Source organism: Cohnella sp. (genome assembly GCF_041641335.1).
Taxonomy (GTDB): Bacteria; Bacillota; Bacilli; order Paenibacillales; family Paenibacillaceae; genus Cohnella.
Window position 1 is genome coordinate 1 of the sequence record NZ_JBEPYQ010000149.1, and the last position, 11,316, is coordinate 11,316.

At 56.9% G+C, this 11,316-nt stretch carries 9 protein-coding genes and 1 pseudogene; 9 read left to right on the forward strand and 1 reads right to left on the reverse strand.

Annotated features, from left to right (window positions below):
* On the forward strand, positions 1 to 821 hold an 821-nt coding region (locus tag ACESLM_RS29430; RefSeq protein ID WP_372638034.1), incomplete at its 5' end, for a Uma2 family endonuclease.
* A complete protein-coding gene (locus ACESLM_RS29435; RefSeq protein WP_372638037.1) occupies positions 818 to 1,027 on the forward strand; it encodes a helix-turn-helix transcriptional regulator in 210 nt (69 codons plus the stop codon). The genes ACESLM_RS29430 and ACESLM_RS29435, both read left to right, overlap by 4 nt.
* A 27-nt stretch (positions 1,028 to 1,054) precedes the next feature.
* On the opposite strand, the gene ACESLM_RS29440 is transcribed toward ACESLM_RS29435, so the two are convergent.
* On the reverse strand, positions 1,055 to 2,158 hold the full coding sequence (locus ACESLM_RS29440; RefSeq protein ID WP_372638040.1) for a metallophosphoesterase: 1,104 nt from the start codon (positions 2,156 to 2,158) through the stop codon (positions 1,055 to 1,057).
* Between the two features lie 140 nt (positions 2,159 to 2,298).
* Here ACESLM_RS29440 and ACESLM_RS29445 point away from each other — a divergent pair, with 140 nt between their 5' ends.
* The 7 genes and pseudogenes from ACESLM_RS29445 to ACESLM_RS29475 form a co-directional block, all read left to right on the forward strand.
* Complete coding sequence (locus ACESLM_RS29445) at positions 2,299 to 3,315, forward strand: HD-GYP domain-containing protein (protein ID WP_372638043.1); 1,017 nt, start codon at positions 2,299 to 2,301, stop codon at positions 3,313 to 3,315.
* Between the two features lie 156 nt (positions 3,316 to 3,471).
* Complete coding sequence (locus tag ACESLM_RS29450; protein ID WP_094044294.1) at positions 3,472 to 4,404, forward strand: carbohydrate ABC transporter permease; 933 nt, start codon at positions 3,472 to 3,474, stop codon at positions 4,402 to 4,404.
* A gap of 17 nt (positions 4,405 to 4,421) precedes the next feature.
* Positions 4,422 to 5,261: a carbohydrate ABC transporter permease gene (locus tag ACESLM_RS29455; protein ID WP_372638046.1), complete on the forward strand. Its 840-nt coding sequence runs from the start codon at positions 4,422 to 4,424 to the stop codon at positions 5,259 to 5,261.
* 112 nt (positions 5,262 to 5,373) lie between these two features.
* A complete protein-coding gene (locus ACESLM_RS29460) occupies positions 5,374 to 6,795 on the forward strand; it encodes an ABC transporter substrate-binding protein (RefSeq protein ID WP_372638051.1) in 1,422 nt (473 codons plus the stop codon).
* 116 nt (positions 6,796 to 6,911) lie between these two features.
* Positions 6,912 to 8,750 carry a sensor histidine kinase gene (locus tag ACESLM_RS29465; protein ID WP_372638054.1) on the forward strand — a complete coding sequence of 613 codons (1,839 nt, stop codon included), beginning with the start codon at positions 6,912 to 6,914 and terminating at the stop codon, positions 8,748 to 8,750.
* Positions 8,743 to 10,341 carry a response regulator transcription factor gene (locus tag ACESLM_RS29470; protein ID WP_372638057.1) on the forward strand — a complete coding sequence of 533 codons (1,599 nt, stop codon included), beginning with the start codon at positions 8,743 to 8,745 and terminating at the stop codon, positions 10,339 to 10,341. The genes ACESLM_RS29465 and ACESLM_RS29470 overlap by 8 nt, the downstream gene beginning before the upstream one ends.
* A gap of 28 nt (positions 10,342 to 10,369) precedes the next feature.
* A pseudogene (locus tag ACESLM_RS29475) lies at positions 10,370 to 11,316 on the forward strand (hypothetical protein); the annotation flags it as partial.

Below are 11,316 nucleotides of genomic sequence, written 5' to 3' on the forward strand. Positions count from 1 at the left end.
TGGTTGTAGAGATTTTATCTGCAAGCACGGGACGCCGGGACAAGACGATCAAAAAGAACGGCTACGAGAAATTCGGCGTGCGCGAATATTGGCTGGTCGATCCCGTTCACCGGTTCGTAGAGCAGTTCGTTCTCATGGACGGGAAGTACGCAGCGGTGGCGACGCTGACGGAAGAGCAGACGCTGACCTCGCCGACCGTGCCTTGCCTAAACTTAAATCTGGGAGACATCTTGCGGGAGGACGAGGGGAACGACGAAAGCGAAGCCAAGGACAAGCAGGGGAAAGTCAAGGAGACCCCGGAAAACTATCTGATTGACGAGAGGTATGAGATTATCGAAGGAGTGCGGTATGATTTCCTGTCGTCTCCAATATACGTGCATCAGCGGGTACTGGCGAAACTCCATCTCGCTTTTCATAATGACTGTGCGGCGGACGGAGAGGTGCTGTTCGCACCTCTTGATGTCCATTTCGACGAGAACAACATTTTTCAGCCGGACTTGATTTATATTGCCAACGCGAATCGCGGCATTATCCGGGACGGATATATCTACGGCGCGCCCGATCTGGTTGTAGAGATTTTATCTGCAAGCACGGGACGCCGGGACAAGACGATCAAAAAGAACGGCTACGAGAAATTCGGCGTGCGCGAATATTGGCTGGTCGATCCCGTTCACCGGTTCGTAGAGCAGTTTGTTCTTCTGGACGGGAAATATGCGGCGGTAGCGACGCTGACGGAGGAGCAAACGCTGACCTCGCCGACCGTGCCTTGCCTCCGCTTAAAGCTGGATGGGATTTTTCCCCCGGAAGATCAACCGATTTGACGAACCTGTCCGACCAACCGGGGGGCTTCATGGTTCCCGTCGCGTTTCATCTCCTGTTCATGCTCGCTGCGGGTCCGATCCGGTTCCTGATCTACTGCCGGATGGAGGCGGCCAAGAGATACTTGAATACGACGGATCTGCTCGTCAAGCAGATCGCGGAGCTGGTCGGCTATCATAGCGAACCGTCGTTCTACGATATTTCCTGAAGGAGGAAGGCAATACCCCAGGGGAGTTCAGGAGGAGAAGCCGATCGTAATCTGCACGATTTCCGAGCGGCTGCCCAAGCGAATCGGAGGTCCCCAGAAGCCATAGCCGGACGTGACGATGGAATGGAAGCTTCCCTTCTGCATGTGGCCCCAATCGTTCTCGTACAGCGCCTTGGTGATCAGGTGGGCCGGAGCGATCTGACCGCGGTGCGTATGGCCGGATACCATTAGGTCGACGCCGTTGTCCGCCGCGATATCCAACCCGTAAGGTTGATGGTCCAGCAGGACGATCGGGCTGTCGCGCGGAATGTCGGCCATGAGCGTCTCCAGCGCGGCGCGGTCGCTCTCGGTCTTGTCCTTGCGGCCGATCAGCGTCAGCTTGCCTCCCAGCGACAAAGCCTCGTCGTACAGAACGTCCATCCCGCTCCGCTCAAGGGCGTCTATCAGCTCTTCCATCCTGCCCTTGTATTTGTCGTGGTTGCCCAGCGAGGCGTACACGCCGTAGGTCGCCTGCACGCCGGAGATGATCTCGCCGATGCCCTTGTCGAGATAGACGTCGAGATTGTCGTCGATAATATCCCCCGGATACAGCACGAGATCGGGCTTCAGCGCGTTGATCTCCTCCACCATGCGCTTGGCGTGCGCTTTGCCGGAGAGCAGGCCGAAGTGCATGTCCGCCGCCATGACGACGTTCAGCTCCCGGAGATCGCCCGCCTGCTTGTCGATGCAAATCTCATAGCTGCGGACGACCGGGCTGTATGCGTTAATCGTTCCGTAGGAAAGCAGTGACGCGAGAATCAGCAAAGTGACAGAGCCGGCCCACTTCTGCAAGCGATGCCGCGGCAGGCTTGTCAGCCGGAACAGCCACAAGCAGAGATGGACGATCGGCAGCAGCATAAGCAGCAGCGAGAACGCGGCCAGCCAGTAAGAGCCCAATATGCTTATGGCGGGAACGCTGCCGACGAAGCGGCCAAGAATGAACGACGAAGCGAGGAAGACGAGAGCGACGACGTACAGCCACTTGAAGCGGGCCGAGACCATCGGCTTCATCCATTTCCAGCCGCTCCAGCCGATATAGAAGACGAGAACGCCGTATAAAGCCAGAAACAATAGTCCAATCAAGATAAACATAGGCAGCTCCTTCATGTTGAATTAACAAAAATTTTATCATATTCACCCTGGAAATGAACAATTGTATAACTTTTTCCTCCTATTTCCGGGCGAATCTGTGTTATGATATATCCTAGGAATTTACAAATGGGAGCGTATACATGGAGCATTTAATCGGACGAAGAGTGCTAGCTGACGTAATTAACAATTATGGCGTAACGATTATCCCTGCCCAGACGGTGCTGAACTATGAATCCGTCAAGCTTCTGTACAACCACAAGATCGACGAATTTACGCTCTCGCTCGACCAGCCCCCCGAATCGCAGGGGAACGGGGCGCGCAACCGCAAGATGCTTAAGCAGACGGTAAGCCGGTCGAAGGAGCTGTTCGCTTCCGTAGCCGGCTCAGGCCGCATACCGCTCGCCGACATCCGCCGGGAAATCCTGCCGGCGATTCGCGATCTGTCCGGCAACTCGGACTTGTTCGATCTGTTCGAGCTCGTCAAGGCGAAGGACGACTATACGTATGAGCATAATATCGGCGTCGGCATCCTGGCGACGTTGATCGGCAGCTGGATGAACTTGAGCGAGGACGAGCTGGCCATCCTCTCTCTGGCGGCTACGCTGCACGATATCGGCAAAGTCAACGTCCCGGAATCGATCCTGAACAAACCGGGCCCGCTCACAGACGAAGAGTTCGAGACCGTGAAGCAGCATACCGTGCACGGGTACGAGCTGCTCAAGAACGCCGAAGGGCTCCACCCTCGGGTGGCGCTCGTCGCGCTGCAGCACCATGAACGCGAAGACGGCCGGGGATACCCGCACGGTTTGGACAAGAGCCGGATCGATCCGTTCAGCGCGATCGTGGCCGTCGCCGACATTTTCCATGCGATGTCCTCCAAGCGGCCTTACCGCGAATCGACGCCTTTCCACGAGATCGTCAGCCAGATGAGGCAAGGGAAGTTCGGCGAGCTGAATCCGCAGATCGTATCGCTGTTCCTGGACAACCTGATGAAGAAGCTGCTCGGCAGACACGTCGTTCTTACGGACGGCAGAGCCGCCGAAGTCGTCTATTTGAACCCTCATAATATGGAATCCCCGCTCGTGAAGGCGGGCGAGCAATTTATCGACCTGGCCAAAGAGAGGAATGTCCAGATTCGGGAGATTGCATTGGTATAAGAAGAAAGTCAAATAAATCGCGTACGAGATCAAAATACCGTCAAAGGATGACGGTATTTTTTTTATATAATGACACCATACAGAGGATGACGAGCCGATAGACTTCTCTATTAAAGGTTCTAATGTATTCAGATTTTCAAAGTCGAGGTGTTCAACATGACTCAACCCGCCGCGGTTCCCGAAGCCGTCAAGCCGGCCCGCCGCCGATTATCGCTATCCGCCGGAGAGACGTTGGCCGGATTCCTGTTCGTGAGCCCGATGCTGATCGGAGTGACCGTGCTCGTCCTGCTGCCGATTCTGGCGGCGCTCGCTCTCAGTCTCGCCGATTGGAATTTCGTGCAGGGCTGGGACGGCATCAAGTGGATCGGATTCGAAAACTTCCGCAAGCTGTGGGACGATCCGGCGTTTATTCGCTCGATTCGCAACAACTTTTTGTTTCTGCTCGCGGTGCCCGTCTACATGCTGATCTCGATGGTATTGGCCGTGCTGATCGACAGGTACGTCTACTGGAAGGGCTTTTTCAAGGTCGCCTACTTCATGCCCTACATTTCCAACATCGTTGCGGTCGCCGTCGTCTGGCAGGTGCTGTTCCATCCTTCGTACGGTCCGATCAACGAGATGCTGCAGGCGATCGGCATCGCCAATCCGCCGAAATGGATCGCCGATCCGAAGTTCGCGCTGTACTCCATCATGATGATCACGGTATGGATTTCGATCGGGTTCAATCTGATTATTTACATTGCCGGTCTGCAGTCGATTCCCCGGGACCTGTACGAGGCGGCTGACATCGACGGAGCGAGCGCCCTGGTGAAGTTCGCGCGAATTACGTTCCCGCTGCTGTCCCCGACGTCCTTTTTCCTGCTCGTCACCGGCATTATTTCTTCCTTTAAAGTGTTCGATATTATCGCGGTCATGACGCAGGGCGGGCCGATCGGCTCGACGAGCTTGATGGTCTGGTATTTGTACGATCAAGCGTTCAACAACCTGAAGATCGGATACGCTTCCTCGGTCTCCGTCGTCCTGTTCCTGTTCGTATTCCTGATTACGGCGGGGCAGTGGATCGCGCAGAAAAAATGGGTCAACTATTGATTGGGAGATGAAACGCCATGGCAACCTTGCATCGACTGGAATGGCGCAAAGCCGTTACGACCGCCATCCTGTTCGCCGTCAGTCTATTGTTCCTGCTGCCGTTCCTGTGGATGCTGACGACCTCTTTCAAGCTGGAGAAAGACGTGTTCGTCTATCCGATCGAATGGATACCGAAGCAGTGGAACGCGATCGCCAATTACAAAGAAGTGTGGTTCGGCCGATATCCTTTCTATATCTATTACTGGAACTCGATCAAGGTCAGCGTCATTACGGTGCTCGTCTCTTGCACGACCTCCAGCCTTGCGGCCTATGGCTTCTCCAAGGTGCGGTTCAAAGCGGGCAAGTGGCTGTTCCTGATCGTGCTGGCGACCTACATGGTTCCGAGCCAGGCGATTCTCGTTCCGCAATTTATTCTGTACCGCAATATCGGCCTGTTCGACAGCCACTTCGGCCTTATACTGCTCAGCAGCTTCAGCGTGCTCGGCACGTTTATGCTCCGGCAATTTTTCATGGGGGTCAATCAGGAGTATATCGAGTCGGCGAAGATCGACGGGGCCGGCCATCTGCGGACGTTCTGGTCGATCGCGTTTCCGCTCGTGAAGCCGGCGGTGGCCACCTATGCGATTCTGCGTTTTATCTGGACGTGGAACGATTACCAGAACCCGCTGATCTTCCTGCGAACCGACGGCCTGTACACGATTCCGCTGGCGATGCAGAAGTTCACGTCCATGAGCGGCGAGTTCTATTCGCTTATTATGGCGGGCGCCGTTTCGGCCATCGTGCCGCTTCTAATCGTCTTTATTATGGGGCAGAAGAGCGTCATTGAGGGCATCGCGCTGGGCGGGGTGAAAGGCTAACTGATCAAAAATATTACATTATAGGTAAATATAGTTACATTTGATTCGGAAAGACGCCTTTATAATGTGGATTGTCAACACCAGATTACTTATCCAATAGGAGGGTGTCACGATGAGAAAACAGAAGTGGTTGTACGGTATGGCAACGGGCGTCATGCTTGCGGGACTGCTTGCGGGCTGCGGAAGCAATAAAAACAACGAGACGGCGAGCCCGAGCGCAAGTCCGAGCGCTTCCGCTCCATCCGCATCGGCTTCGGAGCCGGCGTCCGAGCCGGCCAAAAACGTAAAGCTGCGGCTGTACACGTTCGGACCCGAGTCGACGTACAATTGGTCTCAGACGTTGAAGGCTTACGAGGAAGCGAATCCGGGCACTAAAGTCGAAGTCGTCGTATTGAGCGATAAGGGCGACACGCAGGAGGCCATGAAGAAGCTGGATCTGGCGTTCGCCTCCAAAGAGGAGATCGACGTGCTCATGTTCAGCGATCCCGCCGGATACGCGCAGCGGGTCTCGCTCGGCATGGCGGAGCCGCTGGACGATTTCATCGCCGCCAACGGGGGATACAAAGTATCGGAGGAATACAAGGTCGATACGACGCTGAACGGCAAAGTGTATGCGCTGCCAGGCAAGTTTAATCCGTGGTACGTGCTGCTGAACAAGGATCATCTCGACGAAGCGGGATTGGCCGTGCCGACCGATTGGACCTGGGACGACTATGCGAGCTACGCGAAGCAGTTGACGAAGGGCGAGGGCAATTCGAAGCGTTACGGCACCTATTTCCACGGACCGCAGGGCGGCGGCTGGATGGAGTTCCTCAAGCTGAAGATGATGAACCAGCCGACCAACTCGGACTTCCTGAAAGCCGACGGCTCCTCCAATCTGGACGATCCGAACTTCAGGGCGACGCTGGAGCTGCGAGTGAAGATGGAGCAGGAAGACAAAGCCTCCGTTCCGTATTCGGACATCATCTCCCAGAAGCTGGCGTACCGGAATCAATTCTTTAACCAATCCGCCAGCATGCTGACGATCGGAAGCTGGATGAACACGGAGATCGGCGGCACCGAGAGCCTGCCGTTAACGTTTAACGTAGCGGTCGCGCCGTTCCCGAAAAACCATGCGGGCGACCCGATCGGCTACGCTCCGGTGACGACGGATTACACGGCGGTGTCTTCCATCTCCAAGAACAAGGAAGAAGCTTACAAGTTCGTGCGCTGGTACACGACGGAAGGACAATTGGTGCAGGCGAAGAACGTGCCGTCCTGGAGCAAGGTATCCAACGATCAGTTGACGCCGATCATCGATTCGATTTTGGCGGGAACGGCGAATCCCGGGCTGGTCGACAAAAACTCGCTGATCCAGACGCTGCTGGTGTCCAAAGCTTCGGAGATGATTCCGGCCGCTTCCTATCAAGCCGAAGTCTACAAGGCCGTTAACGAGGAATACGAGAAGCTCATTCTCGGGCAGCAGGATATCGACGCGACGGTGACGAATAGCCAGGAGCGCGCGCAGCAAATTATCGAAGCGAACAAAAAGTAACGTGCTATACTGAGATTAAGGGGACAGCCCAGTCGCTGTCTCCCTTTGTTATAGAGGTCGTCCTGCAAGCCTGCAATCGAACTTGGCGACCGGGCTTATAGATGGAGGAATGCGGCATGCTGCGATTGGACAAATGGTTCGGATTGCGGTCGATACGTCATAAGCTGATGATTGCCGCAATCGCTTGCATTTTGATTCCAGCGGTACTGACTCAGTTCATCTACACCTCCCTGACCAAGGACGCCGTACAGCGCCAGGCGGTATCCAACGCTCAGGATTCCTTGCTGCTGGCGGAAAGCTCGGTGTCGAACCTGCTGGTCAGCATGTTGAACATGGCGAACTACGTTCAGACGAACGCGGACATGACCAGCTATTTCAAGCTGGTCGTCTCGGGCAACGCCCAGAGCCGCGATGCTTATTTGAATTTTACGGATCAGAAAAGAATTATCGAGCAGCTCGACAGCCTGACCGTCAGCGAAAAAAGCTATATTACCGTGCTGCTTACCGACGACACTTTCTTTACCAATTATTCCACGAGCGACTACAATCCGCTGCTGCTGAAGGAGGAGCCGTGGTTCGAACGGCTGGACGGCTTGAAGTGGCCGAGCTCCCATTGGATCGGAGCAAGCCCGACCGTGTTTGCCTATATGTCGGAGGAGAGCCCTTACCAGCTGTCGCTCGCCCGCACGCTGCGCAGGGACGATTCGCGTATTTACGGGTACGTCGTCATTACCGTTATGGAAAAGCAGGTGAGGCGCCTGTTCGAAAGGCTCAGCTCCGATCAAGAGATGATGCTGCTGGACGAGAAAGGCCGGATTTTGTCCAGCGGCGACGCGTCGCGAATCGGACAGACGTTCACGGAAGCCGGGGAATCGACGGGAATTCTTCATACTTCGATTCGAACGATAGACGGCGAGAAGTATTTGATTACGGAGAAGCCGTTCTCGTTCAACGATTGGCGGCTCGTATCCAAGCAGCGCTACAGCGAGGCGATCGTCGACATCAGCTCGATTTTCAACCAGGTGTTCGTCGTGCAGCTTTCCTCCCTTGCGGTATTTCTGCTTATTCTGCTCGTTCTGCTTCGTGCCTTCACGAAGCCGCTCGTGCAGCTAGGGCGAACGACTTCAAGCGTGCAGAGAGGGAATCTGAGCGTCAGATCGGGGGTTCGAGGGACGGACGAGATCGGACGCCTCGGTTTCCTGTTCGACCAGATGCTGGACCGGATTCAGGAGATGATCGCGGAAATTTCCGATACGCAGGCGCGTAAGCGCAAGGCCGAGCTGAAGATGCTGCAGGCGCAAATTCATCCGCATTTCTTGTTTAACGTTCTGAATTCCATTCGCATGAGGGTGATGCGGGGCGGGGATGCGGACAGCGCGAAAATGATCGGCTCGCTCTCGACGCTGCTGCGAATGACGATCAACAGCGACGCGGACGAGATCAGCCTGCACGAGGAGCTTGAACTGCTTACCCACTACGTGGAGCTGATGAATCTGCGTCAGAAGGAGAAAGTGGAGCTGTCGCTGGACATCGCGGCCGAGGCGATGCTCGTGCGGGTTCCGCGCTTCTTCCTGCAGCCGATCGTGGAGAACGCGCTCATTCACGGCTTCAACCAGAAGGCGGGGCGGATTCGCATCCGCGCGGAGATGGAGGAGGGCGCGCTTCGCCTCTCGGCGGAGGACGACGGCGTCGGCATGGACGAGGAAGCCGTCGCTTCGCTGAACCGCAAGCTGCGGCGCGCGATGGACGACCAGGGGGCGCAGAGGGCGGAGCCGGCGGCCGCTGCCGGAATCGGGGCCGGAACGGCCTTCTCGGGAATGGGCTTGACGAACGTGGTCGAGAGAATGACGATGCTGTGCGGAGACCGGTTCTCTATCGCGGTGGAGAGCCGCAAGGAAGCCGGAACGTTGATCCGGGTGACGATCGCTTACGAGAGGATGGATGGCCATGTATAACGTCATGCTGGTAGACGACGACTATCCCGTTCTGGAGCTGCTGTCGGAATCGATCGATTGGGAAGCCCGGGGATTTCGCCTGATCGGAGCGTTCGAGAACGGCGCGGTCGCCTGGGATCATGCGCAGTCGGAAATGCCGGACGTGCTCATTACCGACATCGGCATGCCGAAGATGAACGGGCTGGAGCTGTGCGCGAAGATCAAGGAACGGAAGCCGGATACCCGGATCGTCATTCTGTCCTGTCATAACGAGTTTTCATACGCCCAGCAGGCGATGAGGCTTAGCGTGCAGGAGTATTTGCTTAAGGAAACGCTGCAGCCCGGCGATCTCGTGCCGATGCTGGAGCGGTTCAAGGAAGATTTGGACGCCGACCGGCAGATAAGCGGGGAACGGCTGCGGCTTCATGCGCTGGCGAACGACGCCAAGGAGCTGCGCAAGGAGCAGGCGTTCAAAAACTTCATTCACCAGCCGCTGCTGTCGGCAGACGAATGGATGACGGAGGCGAACGGCTTCGGCCTGTTCACGGAAGAGACATGTTGCCTTCCCGCGATCGGCTACGTCGAGGATTACGCTCGCGCCAAGCAGCGCTTCGCCTCGGAGCAGACGCTCCGGTTCGCCGTGGCCAACGTCATAACCGAGGTGCTGACCGGGCTGGAGCTTCGGACGCTGCACGTCGCTTACAGCGAGCGGAAGCATCTGCTGCTGTTCTCGTACAAGCAGAGCCTGAAGACGAACGCGTACGACCGGGCCGCGGAGCTGTGCCGGACCGTCCAGAAGGCCGTATGGGCCGTGCTCAAAATCCGCATGTCGTTCGTGCTCGGCACGGAGTGCGGGGCGACGAGGGCGCTTAAGCGCAATTTGTACGAATTGGTCATGGACGAGGATCAGAGGTTTTATCTGGAATCCGGCGCTGTAACGAAGCAGAGAACGGAGGAGCTGTGCGAGGAGGATCTGTTCGTCCATTACGATGCCGCCAATTCCGAGCTGAGGGAAGCGTTGATCGACGGAAGGCATTCCGACGCTTGCCGGATGGCGGATGCCTGGATCGAGCGCATTATCCGGAGCAGGTATCCTCCTGCCGCGGTGAAGGATTGGGCGTTGAAGCTGGTGCTGGATTTGAAGCTGAAGCTGCGCACCTTGCAGTACGTCCGGTCGGGTTATTCCGCGGATACGCTGCACAAGGAAATCTCGGCGATCGATTCGGTTCGCGAGCTTCGCGAATGGCTAAGCGGCCAGCTGGCCGCCTCGGAAGAAGGGGATCGGGCGGCCTCGATCAACAAACGGCCGGAGGTGAAGGAGGCGTGCAAATACGTATCCCTCAATCTTCATCGCCGCATCTCTCTGGACGAGGTGGCCGACAGCCTGCACCTGAACGCCAGCTATTTCAGCCGGATGTTCAAGAAGGTGACGGGCGAGACATTCATCGAATACGTAACGCGGATGAAGATGGACCGGGCCAAGGAGCTGCTGGACCAGACGTCCCATACGGTCGGGGAAATATCGGAGATGTTAGGCTATGACAATCAGAGCTATTTCATTAAAACATTCAAGGCTCATGCGGGCTTAACGCCGATGGAATATCGCAAGTAGGACGGCTCGGCGAAAGGGGAAGGTCATCGTGGAATGGATCGGGCGGAGCGTGGACGAACTCTACTATCCCGCGGGAGAGAGCGGGGCCGATTTCTGGGGGCGGGCCGCGACGGCGGCGGAGTTCGCGGGATTGGCCGCGGAGGTTCGCGAGGAAGGGGAGCGGCTGTCTGCGGAGCCGCTTCAGGAGCTGACGGAGGAGCTGTTCGCGATCTTCGAGCGAACGGGCTCCCGCCTGGAGTACGAGCGAGCGTATTTCGAGCGACGGAGAAGGCTGAACGCCTTCGCGCTGCTCAGCTTGCTGGAGCCTGCCGAGGAGCGGTTTTACGGGAAGCTGCTGGAGACGGTACGGGCCATACTCGAAGAGCGAACCTGGTGTCTTCCCGCTCATGTGAAAGGGACGGATGCCGCGAAGACGATCGATTTGTTCTCCTCGGAGACCGGGTTTACGTTAAGCGAGATCGCGTGCCTGCTCGGCGATCGGCTTCCGCCGGAGTTGACGGAGGCGATCGATCGCGCGGTGACGGAGCGGTTGATCGAGCCGCTGCTGCGGCACGGTCCCCATCATTGGGAGACGGCAGAGCATAATTGGGCCGCCGTATGCGGAGGCTCGATCGGCTCGGCGGCTTTGCTGCGGATGACCGATTCCGCGGAGCTCGATGCCGTGATCGCCAAAGCGCTGCCTGCGCTGGATTGCTACTTGGAAGGGTTCGGGGAAGACGGGGCTTGCCTGGAGGGGCTCGGCTATTGGAATTACGGGTTCGGCTACTACGTCTGTTTCGCCGATCTGTTGAGCAAGCGCACGGGGGGGCGGATCGACCTGTTCGCGAAGCCGAAGGTTAGAAGCATCGCGCTGTTCCAGCAGTCGGCTTATTTGTGCAAGGATCGGGTCGCCAATTTCTCCGATTCGCTGCAGGCGATTCCGTTCCGCGTGGGGCTGACGCATTACTTGGCGCGGCTCTATCCGGAGATGGAGGC

Excerpts from the sequence above, each read along its gene's own strand:
- ACESLM_RS29440 (WP_372638040.1), bottom strand. The coding sequence starts at position 2,158 with ATGTTTATCTTGATTGGACTATTGTTTCTGGCTTTATACGGCGTTCTC.
- ACESLM_RS29445 (WP_372638043.1), top strand. The coding sequence starts at position 2,299 with ATGGAGCATTTAATCGGACGAAGAGTGCTAGCTGACGTAATTAACAAT.
- ACESLM_RS29450 (WP_094044294.1), top strand. The coding sequence starts at position 3,472 with ATGACTCAACCCGCCGCGGTTCCCGAAGCCGTCAAGCCGGCCCGCCGC.
- ACESLM_RS29455 (WP_372638046.1), top strand. The coding sequence starts at position 4,422 with ATGGCAACCTTGCATCGACTGGAATGGCGCAAAGCCGTTACGACCGCC.
- ACESLM_RS29460 (WP_372638051.1), top strand. The coding sequence starts at position 5,374 with ATGAGAAAACAGAAGTGGTTGTACGGTATGGCAACGGGCGTCATGCTT.
- ACESLM_RS29465 (WP_372638054.1), top strand. The coding sequence starts at position 6,912 with ATGCTGCGATTGGACAAATGGTTCGGATTGCGGTCGATACGTCATAAG.
- ACESLM_RS29470 (WP_372638057.1), top strand. The coding sequence starts at position 8,743 with ATGTATAACGTCATGCTGGTAGACGACGACTATCCCGTTCTGGAGCTG.